Origin of the sequence: Streptomyces sp. 2114.4 (assembly GCF_900187385.1) — a bacterium.
Classification (GTDB): Bacteria; Actinomycetota; Actinomycetes; order Streptomycetales; family Streptomycetaceae; genus Streptomyces; species Streptomyces mooreae.
In genome coordinates this window covers 7,273,432-7,290,264 of sequence record NZ_FYEY01000001.1, presented here as the reverse complement: position 1 = coordinate 7,290,264, position 16,833 = coordinate 7,273,432, and the positions used below count along the sequence as shown (strand labels likewise).

General features: G+C 71.9%; 13 protein-coding genes and 1 pseudogene. 8 read left to right on the top strand and 6 right to left on the bottom strand.

What is annotated here, in order from left to right:
• The first annotated feature begins 334 nt into the window (after nucleotides 1-334).
• Complete coding sequence (locus tag CFW40_RS32130) at nucleotides 335-811, top strand: Lrp/AsnC family transcriptional regulator (RefSeq protein WP_088801251.1); 477 nt, start codon at nucleotides 335-337, stop codon at nucleotides 809-811.
• Nucleotides 812-947: 136 nt separating this feature from the next.
• Here the strand turns inward: CFW40_RS32130 and CFW40_RS32125 are convergent.
• Nucleotides 948-2,028: pseudogene (locus tag CFW40_RS32125) on the bottom strand (sugar ABC transporter substrate-binding protein).
• A gap of 666 nt (nucleotides 2,029-2,694) precedes the next feature.
• The gene (locus CFW40_RS32120; RefSeq protein ID WP_088801250.1) at nucleotides 2,695-3,492 is read right to left on the bottom strand and encodes an SDR family NAD(P)-dependent oxidoreductase; all 798 of its coding nucleotides are present in this window, start codon (nucleotides 3,490-3,492) and stop codon (nucleotides 2,695-2,697) included.
• On the opposite strand from CFW40_RS32120, the gene CFW40_RS32115 reads away from it, so the two are divergent.
• Nucleotides 3,491-3,922 carry a MarR family winged helix-turn-helix transcriptional regulator gene (locus CFW40_RS32115; protein WP_088801249.1) on the top strand — a complete coding sequence of 144 codons (432 nt, stop codon included), beginning with the start codon at nucleotides 3,491-3,493 and terminating at the stop codon, nucleotides 3,920-3,922. The two genes, CFW40_RS32120 and CFW40_RS32115, sit on opposite strands and share 2 nt — an antisense overlap.
• A gap of 72 nt (nucleotides 3,923-3,994) precedes the next feature.
• Here the strand turns inward: CFW40_RS32115 and CFW40_RS32110 are convergent, their stop codons facing one another.
• Nucleotides 3,995-5,158 carry a CdaR family transcriptional regulator gene (locus tag CFW40_RS32110; protein WP_088801248.1) on the bottom strand — a complete coding sequence of 388 codons (1,164 nt, stop codon included), beginning with the start codon at nucleotides 5,156-5,158 and terminating at the stop codon, nucleotides 3,995-3,997.
• Between the two features lie 115 nt (nucleotides 5,159-5,273).
• On the opposite strand from CFW40_RS32110, the gene CFW40_RS32105 reads away from it, so the two are divergent.
• From CFW40_RS32105 to CFW40_RS32085, 6 genes are all read left to right on the top strand, one after another.
• Nucleotides 5,274-6,443 carry a lactate 2-monooxygenase gene (locus tag CFW40_RS32105; RefSeq protein ID WP_088801247.1) on the top strand — a complete coding sequence of 390 codons (1,170 nt, stop codon included), beginning with the start codon at nucleotides 5,274-5,276 and terminating at the stop codon, nucleotides 6,441-6,443.
• Nucleotides 6,440-7,453: a 2-hydroxyacid dehydrogenase gene (locus CFW40_RS32100; protein ID WP_088801246.1), complete on the top strand. Its 1,014-nt coding sequence runs from the start codon at nucleotides 6,440-6,442 to the stop codon at nucleotides 7,451-7,453. The genes CFW40_RS32105 and CFW40_RS32100 overlap by 4 nt, the downstream gene beginning before the upstream one ends.
• Nucleotides 7,454-7,634: 181 nt before the next feature.
• A complete protein-coding gene (locus CFW40_RS32095; protein ID WP_256331167.1) occupies nucleotides 7,635-8,810 on the top strand; it encodes a UDP-N-acetylmuramate dehydrogenase in 1,176 nt (391 codons plus the stop codon).
• A 457-nt stretch (nucleotides 8,811-9,267) separates the two neighbouring features.
• Nucleotides 9,268-9,408: a hypothetical protein gene (locus CFW40_RS37345; RefSeq protein WP_164993100.1), complete on the top strand. Its 141-nt coding sequence runs from the start codon at nucleotides 9,268-9,270 to the stop codon at nucleotides 9,406-9,408.
• 105 nt (nucleotides 9,409-9,513) lie between these two features.
• Nucleotides 9,514-12,678 carry a lantibiotic dehydratase gene (locus CFW40_RS32090; protein WP_088801245.1) on the top strand — a complete coding sequence of 1,055 codons (3,165 nt, stop codon included), beginning with the start codon at nucleotides 9,514-9,516 and terminating at the stop codon, nucleotides 12,676-12,678.
• Entirely contained in the window at nucleotides 12,675-14,144 is a 1,470-nt protein-coding gene (locus tag CFW40_RS32085) for a lanthionine synthetase C family protein (RefSeq protein WP_088801244.1), read from the top strand. Before CFW40_RS32090 ends, CFW40_RS32085 begins: the two co-directional genes overlap by 4 nt.
• A gap of 19 nt (nucleotides 14,145-14,163) precedes the next feature.
• Here the strand turns inward: CFW40_RS32085 and CFW40_RS32080 are convergent, their stop codons facing one another.
• The 3 genes from CFW40_RS32080 to CFW40_RS32070 all read right to left on the bottom strand — a co-directional run bounded on the left by CFW40_RS32080 (nucleotide 14,164) and on the right by CFW40_RS32070 (nucleotide 16,787).
• A complete protein-coding gene (locus tag CFW40_RS32080; RefSeq protein ID WP_176956314.1) occupies nucleotides 14,164-14,457 on the bottom strand; it encodes an acylphosphatase in 294 nt (97 codons plus the stop codon).
• A 62-nt stretch (nucleotides 14,458-14,519) separates the two neighbouring features.
• A complete protein-coding gene (locus CFW40_RS32075; protein ID WP_088801243.1) occupies nucleotides 14,520-15,293 on the bottom strand; it encodes a DUF72 domain-containing protein in 774 nt (257 codons plus the stop codon).
• A 99-nt stretch (nucleotides 15,294-15,392) separates the two neighbouring features.
• Nucleotides 15,393-16,787: a mannosyltransferase family protein gene (locus tag CFW40_RS32070; RefSeq protein ID WP_107440540.1), complete on the bottom strand. Its 1,395-nt coding sequence runs from the start codon at nucleotides 16,785-16,787 to the stop codon at nucleotides 15,393-15,395.
• Nucleotides 16,788-16,833 lie beyond the last annotated feature (46 nt).

Below are 16,833 nucleotides of genomic sequence, written 5' to 3'. Positions count from 1 at the left end.
CTCAACAGGAGCCACAGCAGCTATGCCATTGGTACAGCTGGATGGGCTCACACCGGGCCAAGAGGGGGCCAATGGGCGGTACCGGGGCGAGAGCCCGGTCTGTGGGTCGGTGGCCGGCGTCTCCGCCCGGCGTCCGGAGCGCAGCGCCCTGGCCGTGCCCGCCATGCACCTGGACGCCGCGGGGATCGTCGGCGCCCTGTGCGGTGCACCCGCCCAGGTGCTGAGCGCCGCCGGGCCGGAAGCGCAGGTGGCTCACCCGGCGCCGCCTTCACCGGGGCCCTGGGTACAGTCACGACTCCCCAGGAAGCCGCCCTCGTCAGGAGGCCGTTGCACCATGTCCGTGGATGCCCTCGACGCCAAGATCCTCCGGCTGCTGCTCGAGCAGCCGCGCACCAGTGTGCGGGAGTACGCCCGTCTCCTCGGGGTCGCCCGGGGCACCGTGCAGGCGCGCCTCGACCGTCTCGAACGGGACGGGGTGATCACCGCATACAGTCCCCGGCTGTCCCCCGCCGCACTCGGTCACCCCGTTCTCGCCTTCGTCCACATCGAGGTCACCCAGGGTCATCTGGAGGAGGTGGCCGACGCGCTGGCGGAGGTCCCGCAGATCATCGAGGCGTTCTCGACGACCGGCGGCGGAGATCTGCTCACCCGGGTGGTGGCACGGGACGCGGAGCATCTGGAGGATGTGATCCAGCGGCTGATCAGCCTGCCGGGCGTGGTCCGCACCCGTACGGAGGTGGCGCTGCGCGAGCGGGTGCCGCATCGCATGCTGCCGTTGGTCGAGGCGGTGGGCGCCGCCGGATCGCGTTGAGCAGGGCGCTCGGGCGGCGATCCGGCGTTCGCGAGCGCCGGATCGCCGTTCCGGGGCGGTCAGGGGGAATGCACGGCGCGGGTCGCGTACGACCGGCTCGGGCAGCCGGTCCGTTCTTCCCCCTGACCGGGGCCGGTCACTCCAGGTCGAGGGACTTGCATGCGGCGGTGAGACCGTCGCAGAGCAGGTCGATGCGGACGGCGCCGTCGCGGACGACGGTGTCCTTCATGTTCTTCCGGGTGACCATCTGCGCCTTGAACAGCTGGGCGGGGATACCGGACTTGCTCTTGTTGTCGGCGGTGGCCGAGGTGAGGGACTTGATGCTCTTGCCCCGCAGCAGGCGGAAGGCGATTTCGGCGGCGGTCTCCGCCTCCGGCCTGACTTCCTTGTAAATGGTGAAGGTCTGGGTGCCGGCTACCAGCCGCTGCAGCGCGGGGAGTTCGGCGTCCTGGCCACCGACCGGCACATTCTTGATACCGTCCGACTTGAGTGCCGCGGCGATACCGCCCGCCATACCGTCATTGGCCGAGTAGACCGCGTCAAAGCCCTCCGCGCCATGGGCGTCGATGAAGTCGCCCATCTCCTTCTTGGCCGTCGCCGCGGACCAGCCGGGGATGTCCTTCTCGTAGACGATCTTCCGGACCTTGCCGTCGAGGACGGCATGGGCGCCCTTCTTGTAGGACGGCGCATTCGGGTCGGTCGGCGAGCCGTTCATCATGACGACGTCGGAGGCGGCCGCCTGGGAACCGAGGGCGGCGAGAATCCCCTGCCCCTGGAGCCGGCCCGATCTTCTCGTTGTCGTAGGAGACATACGCCGCGACATCGCCCTCGGCGAGCCGGTCGTACGCGATGACCTTCACGCCCTTCTTGGCGGCGGAGTCCACCCAGCTCTTGGCCGCCGCGGCGTCGACCGGGTCCAGGATGATGACCTTGACGCCCTTCTTCACCAGGCCGTCGAACTGTCTCTTCTGGGCATCGACCTGCTGCTCGGCATTGTGGTAGTCGACTTTGCATTCGAGGCAGAGGGACGCAACGCGCGACGAAATGATGCGGCGGTCGAACTTCTCGTACCGGGCCGCTTTGCTCTCCGGAAGGAGCAGCCCGATCGAGTCCTTACCGGCACCGGTGTCCTGTTGGTCGCTCCCACAGGCCGTCAACGGCGCTGCGAGCGAAAGCGCCATCGCGCCGGTGAGGGCACGCCGCATTATTGCATTCATTCCCGGTACCTCCAAAGGGGCCGCCTGACCGACCCATGAACGGCTGAAGTGAACGTCATCTCCGGCCCTACCGTCAAGAATCGAAGCAATAACGATAGGGAAGGGTACTGTGATTTGACTCTCTGAACCCCCGTCACTCGGCGGGCATTCCGGACAGTACCGAAACGGTCAATTCATTCCGGAACGCGCCGTAACGTTCCGGTTCCGGCTCCGTCACTTCGAGACCGCCCGACGTGGGCCGACGCCGGGTTCACGTTGCCGCTCGACGCCCCAACCATGCGCTACACAAAAGGAGTTGGCGGAACGCACCGAGCTTCGGCGTACACGCGGACGCGGACGCGGAGGTGAACGCGGACACGAGCGCAGCCCCGCACGCGGACACCCCCTTTCACCGCAATGAACCGGACCGCGAACGGGGGGGAGAAATAGATGCTGCGCGCAGCCTTTCCGGAGAACCACCGAGCCGAACGACGAGTGGTCAAGACCAATCAGCGGCGAGACCGCGACAGCCCGAGCGAGGAGCGCACCAAAACTCTTCCGCTCAACAACCAAATACCACAACCGAAATGAAGAATCCCTGGGAGATTCTTGAGATTATTTTCTGCGGCCGGGTCCTCTCCATCAAGGGAACCCGGCCGCGGCCATCCGGGAATCGCCCGCGCCGGGTCAGCCCACCCAGCCGCCGGTGAGGCCGAGTACCGCCGAGCCGTCCAGGTCGGCGAGCTTGGTGCCGGTGAAGCCGCGCGCCCAGTCCGACGTCTGGATTCGGAACGCGGGACGGTCCGCGGTGAGCGCCTCCAGCACGGCCTCGGCAGCCTCGGCCGGGGTCTGCGCGCTGCCGGCGAACTGCGCAACGGCACGGTCCAGGTAGGCCTGCAGCGCGTCCGCGTAGGGACCCGCGGCGGCGACCTCACCCGCCGGGTCGACCCCGATGTTGTTGACGAATTCGGTCGCCACCGCGCCGGGCTCCACGACGGAGACCGTCACCCCGGCCTTCGCCGCCACCGGCGCCAGGCTCTCCATGTAGCCCTCGACGGCGAACTTGGCAGCGCAGTAGGCCTCGTTGAAGGGCTGGCCGACGACCCCGCCGACGCTGGTGACGGTGATCAGACGGCCGCCGGAGGCGCGCAGATGAGGCAGCGCCGCCTTCGAGACATGAAGCACGCCGAAGAAGTTGACCTCCATCACCGTGCGCACCTCGGCGACGGACTCGTTCTCCAGGGTGCCGAGGTGTCCGGCCCCGGCGTTGTTGATCACGGCGTCGAGACGGCCGTGCTCGGCGATCACCCCGTCGACCGCGGCGGCGACGGACGCCTCGTCGGTGACATCGAGCTGCCGCACCTCGAGCTCCACCCCTGCTTCCGCGGCCGCCTTGCGCAGGGCGCCGGCCCGGCCGGTGTCGCGCAGCGTGGCGACGACCCGCCGGCCCGCCTGCGCCGCGGCGACGGCGGCAGCCAGGCCGATGCCGGTGGCCGACCATGCCTTCTACGGGGTGGTCTGGGCCGGCACCGTCCTGACCGAACGCGTGGACCGCGCCCTGATCAAGGCTCACGACCTCCCGGTCTCCTGGTTCGAGGTGATGCTCTGGCTCGCCTCCAGCCCGGACCCGGTCCCGGCCTCCGTGCTCGGCAACAGCACCATGCTCAGCCGCAGCCAGGTCTCCCGGGTCGTGGACGCCCTCCGGAGCCGCGGCCTGGTCACCCGCACCCCCTCCGCACATGACGCACGCTCCGTCGAGGTGTCCCTCACCCCGGAGGGCCGCAGGCTCTTCGAAGAGGCCGACGCCACCCGCCGCTCCTGCCTGGCCCCGGTGTTCACCGATCTCCTCGACCAGGAAGACCTCGAAGCGCTGAGCACGGTGTGGCGGAAGCTGAAGGCCACCAAGGACGGCTGAGGAGTCCCTGCACGGGACTGCCGTACGGACGGACCTACGGATCAGAGCGGACCGCGGCGGCACCGCCGCCCCTCAGTGCGCGATCGTCCGGGCGATGTCCAGGGTGAGCCGCTGCCAGGGGTCCCGCGGGTCCCGCGTGGTGAGGTCGGCGATCCGGCGCAGCCGGTAGCGCAGCGACTGCGGGTGCAGGCCGAGCTTCCGGGCGGCGGCGTTCGCGGAGCCCGTATCGAGGTAGGTGGTGAGCGCGTCCATGAGGTGCCGCCGGCCGGGCTGCAGGAGCGGACCGAGGATCAGCCGGCTGATCTGCTCGGGAGTGGTGGCGGGGCGGCCGCCGAGGAGCGCCAGCACCTGGGCATCGCCGTCCGTCAGGACCCGCTCGGAGTGGTGGGCGTGTGCGGGTGCGGTGTCCAGCGCGTCGGCCGCGAGACGGTAGGCGACGGCGATCCGGTCCAGGCTCTCCCCCGAGAGGGCACAGCCCCGCAGCCCCCGCTCCCCCAGGACCCGGGGCGCGGACGCACCGGCCGCGGCGGGCAGCAGCAGGACGGCGCGCGAGCCCCGGACCGTCACCAGCGGGGTGAGGCCGCCGTCGTGGCCGCCGAACGAGGACAGGAGACCGGCGGCCGTCTCCTGCGTCACGCCCGCACCGTCCGCGTCGGCCGGCTCGGCCACCAACAGGCAGTAAGGGTCCGGGAGTTGCCTGCCCAGCCGGGCGGCCCGGTCGGTCAGCGCGCCGATGGAGGCGTGCCGTCCCGAGATCAGGTCGTCGAGGAGCAGCCGCAGCGCCCGGTCGCGGTCCGCGGTGAGATCTTCGCTGGTGGCGGTGTAGGCGGTGGCCATCTCCTCGGAGAGGGTGTCCAGGGTGGTCAGCGCCATCCGGGCGAGGGCGAAGGCGTCCGGTGCGGCCGGCGGGGGCGTCGCGGCCGCGATCTCGTCCGTCAGCACCGTCGCCGCGACCCGGTAGGCCCGCAGAACCGCCTGCATCGGGCGGCCGTCCGCGGCCCGCGCCGCGGCGATCCCGCGGAACCGGCGGAGGTCGGCGGGGGTGAGGGCGCCGTCGGTGACCCAGAGGTGGAGCAGCCGGTCCAGCGCCCAGGCGGCGATGGCCCGCACCTCGTGGAGGCGGCCGTCATCGAGGGCGGCATAGGCCGGGACCTGCTCGCGCACGGCGGTGACGACCGCGGCGACCACCCCGGGGTCGGCGATCAGCCGCTGCCGGATGCGCTCCCGTTCCTTCATCACAGGGTGATGATTCCACCCGCGTGTTGTGCGCACCGCGGTGGACGGGTGTGGTCACTGTCGCCAGGATCTCGGGTGAGCACGCAGTCTCAGCGACGAGAGGCGGGACGTACAGATGGCGAAGCACTGGGCGGACTTCCAGTACGAGATCTATCTCCATGGCATGACCGGCGCCGTACCGCGGCTGCCGACCGATCTGACGCGACTGGAGGAGCTTGCCGAGCGGCGTCTGGACCCCGGCCCGGTCGGCTATGTGGCCGGCAGCGCGGGCACCGGCAGCACCACCGAGGCCAACCGGGCGGCGCTGCACCGCCATCGGATCGTCCCGCGGATGCTGCGCGAGGTGGACGCACGCGATCTGTCCGTGGAGGTGTGCGGCCGGGCGCTGCCCGCGCCGCTCGCGCTGGCGCCGGTGGGCGTGCTGTCGATCATGCATCCCGACGCCGAGCCCGGCGCCGCCCGCGCCGCCGCGGCCCAGGGGGTGCCGTACATCCTGTCCTCCGCCTCCAGCACCCCCATGGAAGAGGTCGCCGAGGCGATGGGCGACGGGGAGCGGTGGTTCCAGCTCTACTGGGCCAAGGACCGCGAGGTCACCAGGAGCTTTCTGCAGCGGGCGAAAGCGGCCGGGTACACCGCCCTGTTCGTCACCCTCGACACCCCGCTCCTCGCCTGGCGGCCGCGCGACCTCGACCAGGCGTACCTGCCGTTCCTGCACGGCGTGGGCACCGCCAACTATTTCACCGATCCCGCGTTCCGTGCGGGGCTCGCCAAACCGGTGCACGAGGACCCGAACGCGGCCGTGATGCACTTTCTGGGGATGTTCGCCGACCCTGCCAAGACCTGGCCGGACCTGGCGTTCCTGCGGGAGAACTGGGACGGCCCCATCGTGCTCAAGGGCATCCTGCACCCCCAGGACGCCCTGCGGGCCGCCGAGGCCGGGATGGACGGTGTGGTCGTCTCCAACCACGGCGGCCGCCAGGTGGCGGGCTCCGTCGCCGCCGCCGATGCGCTGCCCCGCGTGGTGGAGGCGGCGGCCGACCGGCTCACCGTGCTCTTCGACAGCGGCATCCGCACGGGTGACGACATCTTCAAGGCGCTGGCCCTGGGCGCGAAGTCGGTGCTGGTGGGGCGCCCGTACGCCTATGGCCTCGGCCTCGACGGGCAGGCGGGCGTCGAGCACGTCATCCGCTGTCTGCTCGCCGAACTCGACCTGACCCTCGCCCTGTCCGGGCACTCCCGCCCCAACACGCTGACCGCCGACGACCTCATCAAGGAATCCGTATGACCAGCTCGCCGGAGTCGTCCTCCACCGCGCAGCCGCGCCCCGTGCGCAACGTCCTCGCGGTCGTCTCGCCGCATGTCGGCGGCCGCGCCGCCGGAGCCGCGCTGGCCGGCCTCTTTCCCGGGCGGGCCCGGGTCACCGTCGTCGAGACGACCGACGAGGACCCGGCGGCGCTGCGCGAGGCGCATCTCCTGATCACCGGCCTGGGCCCGGTCACCGCCGGTCATCTCGCCGCGGCACCGGACCTGGAGCTCGTCCAGTGCGCCAGCCACGGCTTCGACTACGTCGACCTGGACGCGGCCCGCCAACGCGGCATCCCGGTCTGCAACATCGGCTCCAGCGGCGCGGAGAAGCAGAACGTCGCCGAGCAGACCTTCGCCCTGATGCTCGCCCTGGCCAAGCAGCTGGTCCCGGCCCACACGGCGCTCGCCGAGGCCGACTGGGCGCTGCCGCGCCTGCAGCAGTCCATCACCGAACTGTCCGGCAAAACCCTGGGCATCATCGGCCTCGGCCACATCGGCGAGGAAGTCGCCCGCCGTGCCCTCGCGTTCGACATGGACATCGTCTACGCCGGGCCGAAGCCGGTCGCCCCGGAGACCGCGGCCCGCCTCGGCGGTGCCCGTCATCTCGGTCTCGACGAACTGCTGCGCACCTCCGACTACATCACCCTGCACGCCCCGCTCACCGAGCGGACCCGCCATCTGCTCGACGCGGAACGCCTGGCGCTCCTCAAGCCCACCGCCTTTGTGATCAACACCGCCCGCGGCGCCCTGATCGACCAGGAAGCTCTCGCGGACGCCCTGGCGGCCGGCACCCTCGCCGGCGCCGGTATCGACGTCTTCGACCCCGAACCGCCCACTGCGGCCCTGCGTCTGCTCAAGGCCCCGAATGTGGTGCTCTCCCCGCACGTCGCGGGGGTCACCCGCGAGACGCTGGTCCGCATCGCGCTGGCCGCCGTTCAAAACGTCCTCGGCCATCTGGAGGGCGAGCCGCTGCGGGACGTCGTCTCGTAACGCCACACCGGGCCGGTGCCCGCCGGCGCCGCCGCTCTCCGGCGTCAGCGGCTCCCGCACGACCGGCCGATGCCGCGCTCGTGCGGGAGCGGCCGGCCGCCGGGGCCTTTCGTGTCCTTTCCCTGCCTTCTCTCCTGCCTTCCCGGCTCGCCGCACACCGCTCGGCCGCTCATTCCGGCCAATGTTCGGCGCATCGGTGCGGTACCGGTACGGCTCCGTTGTGATCACCATGGACAGCGTCCCGCCGATCACCCCGGCCGGCCGGGCCGGTTCCTCATCCGTGGCGGCCCTCCGGACCCGGAACGGCAGCCAGGAGAAACAGGAACACATGCGCGTCACCCACCAGGCACCGCTCGCGCCGATGACCACGCTGGGCATCGGCGGACCGGCGGCGGCCCTCGTCGAGCTCTACGACCCCGCGGACTTCCCCGAGTTCGTGGCGCTGGCCGGCACCTTTCCCGGTGAGCCCGTCTGTCTGGGCGAAGGGAGCAACGTCCTGGTCGGCGACGCCGGATGCGACAGCGCCGTGCTGCGGATGAGCACCAAGGGCATACGCATGACCGGGAGCACCGCGGACGGGCGGGTGCTGGTCGAGGTGCAGGCCGGTCATCCGCTCGCCGATCTGGTCGGCACCACCGTCGCCGAGGGCCTGACCGGTATGGAGATGCTGGTGGGCATCCCTGGGACCTCCGGTGCCACCCCGGTCCAGAATGTCGGCGCCTACGGTCAGGAAACCGCCGACACCCTGGTCGAAGTGACGGCTTGGGACTGGATGTTGCGCCGCAAGGTGACCATGGATGCCGCGGCCTGCGGCCTGGGCCACCGCACCAGCGTCTTCAAACACTCCCGCCGCTGGACCGTGCTGAGCCTGGTGTTCGCGCTGCGCCGGTCCGGCCTGAGCGCACCGGTCACCTACCGGACGGTGGCCGCCGAACTCGATGTACCGGTCGGGAGCCGGGTGCCGCTGGACGAGGTGGCTCGGGCGGTGCTCACCGTCCGGAGGAGCAAGGGCATGGTGCTGGGGTGCAGTGGCACCGATGACCGCTCGGTCGGGAGCGTGTTCCTCAGCCCCGAGATCTCCCCTGCCCAGGCCGACGACCTGCGGGCGCGGCGTGCACCGGTGAACCGCTTCCCCGACGGCTCGATACGGGTGAGTGCGAGCTGGCTGATCCGGCAGGCCGGATTCGAGCTGCGTCAGCCGGTCGTCACCGGCGTACGGATCTCCTCCCTGCACTACACCCTGGTCGCCGAGGAAGGTGCGAGCGCCGCCGGTTTCACCCGGGCCATCGACATCGTGTTCCAGGAAGTCCTGCACCGCACCGGAGTGCGGCTCACCTCCGAAGTCGACTTCCTCTGATATCAGCCCCTTCTCGGTGGTGAGCGAACTCACGCCGTCTTACCGGTTTCACGTCCTGATGATTCGGCATGCGCCCGGAGCCGAATGTCCCGAAGGCAGGCGGCAAGGGGCGTCTGACGGCCCGGCCGGACACACAGCGGCATTCCGTCATGCCCTTTTCCCCTCCTACTCTTTTGTCAGGCATGAGCAAACCCTTTTCCTTGAGGTGATGTTCAAGCCATTCTTGATGGCTCGAACAGCCGTGGAGGAGGCCCCTGTTCACTCGCCCTGCCGCCGGAAAAGGGAGCCGCAAGGAACCGAACCGGATTCCGTCATTCCGGAATCCCCGAGAAGCGGAGCGCACCTCCCCACGCTTGACATGACATGCACCCTCCGATGAAATGACCGGCGGTTGCGAAATCCCTTTGCAACAACCGGGCACAATCCGGGATTAACACATCTTTCTTTGGAGGGGACCATGGAGAACATCATCACCAGCATGGACGAATTCGACCTCGACCTCGACATGGAAATCACGGATTCCGCCACGGTCGCCATGAGTGCGCAGGAGTCGAAGCTCATGACGCAGGTCTGTCCGGTCACCTCCTGGAGCTGCTGAGACGAGCTGCTGAGACAGCGGTGCGGGGCGGCACCGAGGACGTCGTCCCGCCGCCCCGCACCGTCGTCAGAGAAGTGGTGGGCGGGGAACGGGGTGGAGAGAGCCATGGGCGGCAAGAGCGACGTCGATTTCACCTGCGGGGAGGTGGCTCTGGTACGGGCCGCGGCCCTGCCTCTGCCCTCGGACGACGCACCGGCCCGGCCGCCGCGGCCGTCCGCCCGGAACCCGGACGAAGAGGGCTGGCTGCGCCGTCAGGTGAACCGGCTCGCCGCCGATCCACGGCTCATGGAAGCGGTGAACCTCGCCAGCGCAAGCCTCGCGGCGGAGGTGGACCGAGTCGTGGCGGGAGAGCGGCTGCGGCTCAAGTCACTGCGCCGTATCGCGGTGTCCCTGACGAAGTACCACTCGCGGATGTCCCACCGCCCCACCCCGTTCGGCTACTTCGCGGGGGTCGGCGTCGCCGGGTTCGGAGCCGCCCCCGCGCGGGAGCCGGTCGGTGGCGGGCGCAGCGTGACCCGGCCGGACGCGGACTGGCTGGACGGCGTTCTGGCGACACTGCTCGATATCCCGGCCGTATGGCAGTGTGCACGGCTCACCGCCAATAACCTGCACACCGTACGGGACGGCCGGCTGGTCCTGGTCGACCACCATGACCGCACCGGGACACAGCAGTGGACCGGCTCGGTACGCCACACCCGGGTGGTCCGCCACCTGCTGGCGGCCGCGGCCCTGCCCACGCCCTTCCCCGCACTGGTGGAGGAGGGGAAGCGGGAGTTCCCTCAGGCGCCCGGGGGCGCGGTCGAAAACAGCATCGCGCAGCTCGTCCGCGGTCACTTCCTGCTCAGCGAGCTGACCCCGCCGCCCGACTGCACCACCCCGCTCGACCACGTCTGCGACCTGCTGCACGGCGTCGACCACCCCACGGTCCGTCAACTGCACGCCATCAGAGCCGAGTTACGTTTTTTGGACGCCGCGTCACCGGACTCCCGGGGCGCCCGGCTGACCGCGGTCCGTGCGCGGATGCGGGCCCTGCAGCCGGCCACGGACGTCCTCCAGGCGGATCTGGCCCTGGACCTCCGGCTGACCCTGCCGCACGAAGTGGCCCGGGAAGCGGAGCGCGCCGCGACGGTGCTGTGGCGGACCTCCCCCGTGCACCGCGGCAACCCGCACCTGCGCGACTACCACCTGGCCTTTCTCGACCGGTACGGCACCGACCGGCCGGTCCCGGTGCTGGAACTGCTCGACGAGGCCCGGGGGCTGGGGCTTCCTCGCGAGGACCGGCAGCACGGTGTCCCACCGTCGGCCGCGCCCGCCGCCGATGCCCCCGCACGCGACCGCGTCCTGGGCGAGCTGCTGATGGACGCCGCCCGCCGCGGCAGCGCGGAAGTGGTCCTCGACGAGGAGGCCGTACGAGCCCTGGAACCGGCGGAGCGCGGGCCGGCCCCGCCGAGCATGGAGGTGGGAGCCGAGCTGGTGACACCGGGCCGGGACGCCCTGTGCGGCGGGGACTTCCATCTGGTGCTCAGCCCTCATGCGGTGTCACCGCTGGCCGGGGCGGTGTTCAGCCGCTTCGCGCCGGTGCTCGGCGACCGGTCGGCCGGCCGGATCCGGGATCTGGCCCGGCACACCGAACGGACCGCACCCGAGGACGAGATCCCGGCGTGCGTCGCCTACCGGCCCAGGGTGGCCCGTTCCGGCAATGTGTCCGCCGTCCCGCAGTGGCTGTCCCACCGCCTCCCCCTGGGCGTCGGGCCCGCCCTGGCGAAGACCGCGGACGATCTGCGGCTGGAGAACCTGGCGGTGTACGCGGACACGGACCGGCTCCGGCTCGTCGACACCTCGACCGGTCGAAGGGTGCGGCCGCTGTCCTACTCGATGCTCCGACCCAGCAGCGGCCATCTTCCGTACGTGGCCCGGTTCCTGCTCGAAGTCGGGCAGGAGGGGCAGGCCTTCTGCGCGCCGTGGAGCTGGGGCAGCTGGGCCTCGGCCCCCGCGCTGCCCCGGGTGCGCCACGGCCGGACCGTGCTCTGCCCGGCGCGCTGGCTGCCGGACCGGGCGCTGCGCGCCGCGGCCGACGGCGGGGACGAGGAGTGGGAGCGGCAGGTCGGGCAGTGGCGGCAGCGGTGGGACGTGCCCCGGCAGGTGCTGCTCACCAAAGCGGACCACCGCATCGCGGCCGACCTCGACGACCCCCTGCACCTCATGGCCTTCCGCGACGAGGTGCGGCGCTCCCCCGGGCTGACGGTGGTGGAGCAGTTCGGGGGCACAGCCGGGAGGCAGTGGTTCCGGGGGCCCGGGGGCTCCCATGCCGCGGAGTTCTTCTTTCCCGTCTTCGCCCGGCCCACCGGCCGCGGCACCTCCCGCGACACCCGGCACGTCCGCCCCGCGCCGGTGCCGGTCCCGCCGCTGACGCGGGGCACGGACAGCGGCCGCGGTACGCGCGCTCGGCTGCCCGGTGGCGCATGGCTCTACGCGAAGATCTACCTGCCCCGGGCCCGCCAGAGCGAGGTGCTGGCCCGTCACCTCGCACCGCTGACCGACCCCGGCCTGCTCCGCAGGGCGGGCGCCGACCTGTGGTTCTTCCTCCGTTACGAGGATCCGGCACCCCACATCCGGCTGCGCTTCCACGGCAGGCCTGAATCCCTGTGGCCGGTGCTGCTGCCCGAGCTCCACTCCTGGGCGCAGGCGCGCACGGAAGCGGGGCTGCTCGCCAAGGTGGTCCTGGACACCTATGAGCCCGAGACCGAGCGGTACGGCGGCCCGGCCGCGCTCCCTCACGCCGAGCGCTTCTTCCACGCCGACAGCGAATCCGTCGTCACGCTGCTGGCCGCGTCATCCGACCAGCTGGGCGACCCGACGCTGCCGGCCGCGCTGGGCATCCTCGACATCCTCACCCGCCTCGGGTCCCCGGAGCAGGCGCTCGGGTGGCTCAGCACCCCTTCCGTACTGGCGCACCGCAAGGACGTACCGCGAGCCCAAAAGCAGGCCGTCGCCGCCCTGCTGGACCCGCACGGCAGGCCCCGGCCGCCGGCCGCCGCGGACGGCCGGTGCGCCGGATGGAGCACCCGCGGCCCGGCGCTGACCGGTCTGCGCGAGGTGCTTACCGCCGGTGAAGGGGACGGGGACCGGACGGGACGGATCGCCCTGAGCCTGACGCATTTGCACTGCAACCGGCTGTTCGGCCCCCGCCCCGAACAGGAACTGTCGGCCCATGTGACGGCACGTGAAGCGCTCGCTCTGTGGCTCGGCCGGAAGCGGCACGACCGATGACCGGGACACCCCACGGTCTGTGCGACACGGCGTCGGCCGTCGCCCACCGCGTCGCCGGCCTGCTGAGCACACCGGAGCAGGTGGCCGGCGCCGCCCGCGACGCCTGCGCCGCGCTGCCTCCCCCGCTGCGGCAGTCCGGCTGGCAGCCCGCCTCGCTGCTGACCGGACACCCCGGCATCGCGCTGCTGCACACCCGGTGCGCCCGCGACGACGACCGGTACGCGGCCCTCGGGCACTCCCATCTCGCGGCGGCCGTGGCGGCGGCCACCGAGGCCGGCCCGGCCGCCGTCGGCGACCTGCTGCTGCCCGCGCGGCTGCACGCGAACGCACACGGCGGATACACCCGGCTGCTGGCACGCTGCGCCGAGGTCCATGCCGCCTACGTCCGGGCCCGGGTCGCCCAGCTCGTCGCACGACGGCGGGAACACGGCCCCGGACTGGCGTACGGCGACTACGACGCGATCGCGGGCCTGGCGGGAGAGGGGCGCAGCCTCCTGCTGGCGGCCGACCACGGCGACGAGCGGTGCGTACCGGCCCTCGACGATGTCCTGCAATTTCTCGTCGGCATCAGCCACCCCGTCCGTCTTGACGGCCCCGGCCACCCCGGCCACCCCGGCCGCCCCGGCCACCCCCGCCGCTCCGGCCACCCCGTGGAAGAAGACGGCATCCAGGTGCCGGGATGGTGGTGCGCACCCGACCGGTACCTCGTCCCGCGCGACCGCCAGGAGTTCCCGAGAGGTGACTTCAACGTCGGTGTCGCCCACGGGATCTGCGGCCCGCTCGCCCTGCTGTCACTGGCCCACCGCTCCGGGCACCGGGTACCGGGGATACCGGACGCCATCCGGCGGATGGCCGACTGGGTGCGGAGCATCGGCTACACCGACGGCCACGGCATGCAATGGCCCGGCCGGGTCGCCTTTCCGGGCCGCCCCGGAGAGCCTTCCCGGCGCCGCTCCTCCGCGCAGGCGGGGGCCCGCAGCAGAGAGGGCTGGTGCTACGGGACATCCGGCATCGCCTGGAGCCTCCACCTGGCCGGGCAGGCGCTCGGCGACCACCGGATGACAGCACTGGCCGAGGAGGCGATCGGCGCCCTCGCACTTCGCGGCCACGACGGGCCGGCGTCCGACGACCCGGGCCTCTGCCACGGCCGTGCGGGCGTTCTCCACACCACCGTCCGCATGGCCGCCGCCACCGGACGCCCCGCGTTGTGGGCGGCGGCGGACGCCCTCGCCCGGGAGCTCATCGCGAAATTCGACGAGCGAACTCCCTTCGGCTACACCCAGGTTCTGCCGCCCGCACCCTCGCAGTCCGCGTCTTCGCAGAGCGCCGCGCACCGCGTCCACCACCCCGGACTGCTGGACGGCGCCACCGGAATCGCCCTCGTACTGGCCGACTACGCCGACGCCCGCCGGGGAGCCGCCCCCGCCGAGCGCAACGGCTGGGACGCGGCGCTGCTGATGGGCTGAAGGGACGGCGGCGGTGCGGTCACACGTCCTGGAACCCGCCGGGCGTCGGCCGGACCTCAAAACCAGTGAGCCCCTGCGGCTCTTCCTCATGGACGGACACGGTGTTGACGGTCGCCATGGGAGGCCCCTCGTGCGCCCAGTCCACCAGTTTCCGTACGTGCTCGGGCTCCCCCTCGAACACGGCCTCCACCGTCCCGTCGGACAGGTTGCGTACCCAGCCGGCCACACCGTGCTCGTCGGCCAGGCGTCGGCAGGTGTCGCGGAAGAACACCCCTTGCACGTCTCCGGAGACCACCACCCGTCTGCGCATCATCCGTGCCTCACCTCGTTCGCTCGCCCCGGCGGTACGAGCGCAGATATATCCCGCCCCCGCGGTCAGCGGGCGGAGCCACGCCCGGACGGCGTACGGCTCACGGAGCGTCCGGTGGCCGACACGGCGCGGGCAAAGTGGACGGCGTCGAGGACGGCGGCCCCGCCCGTGTCGTTGTTGAAGTAGGTGTGGACATCGGCCCGCTCCGGCCAGGTGTCAGCGATGCGTCGTGCCCAGGTGGTGAGTGCCTGCCTGCCGTAACGCGGCCCGGGTTCCGCACGGCCCCCGTGGAAGCGCAGATACCCCCAGTCGGCGGTACGCCAGAGGGGCGTCACGGGCCGCGAGCCCCGGTCCGCCCAGCACAGCGCGGCACCGCGGCGCTCCAGGACGGCGCGGATCTCCGGGGTCCACCAGGAGCTGTGGCGGGGTTCGACCGCCACTCGGGCACCAGCCGGGAAACAGCCCAGGCAGGCGTCGAGCAGCCCGGCGTCCGCGGGCAGCGTGGGCGGCAGTTGGAGCAGGACGGGCCCGAGACGGGGGCCCAGGGCGGCGGCGCGCGACATCAGCCGCCCGACCGGCTCCTGCGGATCCCGCAGCCGCTTGATGTGCGTCAGATAGCGGCTCGCCTTGACGGCCATCACGAACCCGTCGGGGGTGCGGTCCCGCCAGTTGGCGAAGGTCTTCTCCTCGGGCAGCCGGTAGAAGGCGGCATTGCTTTCGACGGTGGCGAACTGCCGCGCGTACTCCTCGAGCCAGAGCCGCTGCGGCTCGTCATGCGGGTAGAGGACGCCGCGCCAGTCCTTGTACTGCCAGCCGGACGTCCCGACGAGGACGGTCATGACCGGATCCCTGCCCGGTCCGGGTCGGCGGCTATCAGCCGGGCAGCAGCAGTCAGCCGGGCAGCGGCTGTCAGCCGGGGCTCGTCCGATCAGGTGGCGTCACCCGGCCCACCGCCCGGACAGGAAGGTGAGGGCGAAGACCGTCATCAGCGGCGCCGCGAGGCAGACGTACACGGTTTTCACGCGCGGCTCGCGCAGGCTCCATCCGGCCAGGAGGACCCACAGGGGCCACCACAGGAGGGTGGCGCGGGGTATGGAGGTGTACCAGTACGAGGTGCCCAGGGCCCACAGGCTGAGCCCGACGTAGACGGCCTCCGGCCAGCGGCGCCGCCGGACCAGCACCCAGGCGAGCACCAGGCCGACGACCATGGCGAGGAGTTCGGCCTGGGACATCAGGGCGTACCCGGTGGGCAGTGACTCGGCGAAGGCGGCATGCCAGGTGTTCCGCCAGGCTTCCCAGGGGGCGTGGAAGTCGCGGTACCAGCCGCGTTCTTCGGCGTGCTTCCAGGCCATCCAGTCGCCGGTGTGCATCCGGAGATACCCGCTGTAGACGAGGGGCGGCAGTGCGGGGAGCGCCAGCCACGGCAGTGCGCGCCACTGGCGGCGGGTGCGGACGGTGACGGCGAAGTGGACGGCGAGGGCGGCGGCGAGGAAGAGACCGCTGACCCGGACGGCGGTGGCCAGCGCGGCCAGGGCGGCAGCGGCGGGCCAGTTCTGCCGCTGGGCGGCGAGCCAGGCCGGCAGCGCGAGCGCGAGGAAGAGCGCTTCGGTGTACCCCGCCGCCAGGAATATCGCGCACGGTGACAGCAGCAGGAAGAAGACGGCGCGGCGCCCGGCGCGCTCGTCGGGCAGGTGCAGCCGGGCGATCCGGGCGAGCGCCAGGACAGCGACGGCGCCGGCGACGAAGGAGATCAGCAGGCCTGCGGTGGCCCAGTGCGGGATGACGGTGTGGACGGCCCGCAGGAGGAGGGGGAAGCCCGGGAAGAAGGCCTCCCTGTTGTCCCAGCCGTTCCTCCACGGCCCGGCCTGACCGGGGAAGTAGCCCTCGCTGGCGATGTGCAGGAAGTGCCCCCAGTCCCAGCGCTGCCACGTCTCGAGGGCGTCAGCGGCGTGATGGGTCGCACGGTCGTCGGGGAACAGCCACCGGGTGCAGTAGGCGGTGGTCCAGATCCCGACCCGGGTCAGCAGATACAGCCACAGCACCTCACGGTCGGCGGGCCCGGGGACGTAGCGTCGTCGGCGGGATTCCGGCCCCGGCCGGCGGGTCGGACGCGGGCGGGTCGGACGCGGGCGGGTCGGAGGCGAGTGGCCGGCCGGGCCGGTGTCGCCTGCTGTGCCGCCGCCCGGGGCAGCCGTGCCACCCGGGAGCGTCGTACCGCCCCCGATCGTCGTGCCGGTGGTGCGCGCCGGCGCCGAGAGGGCCCGAGGTCCGGCAACGGGGCTGGTGGCGAGCGGCGGATGCGTCCGGCGCAGACGGGGCGACGAAGCGGGCATGACGGGAGCTCCTGCTGTGGTTGCGGGCGTGCGGGACCGCCCGGCG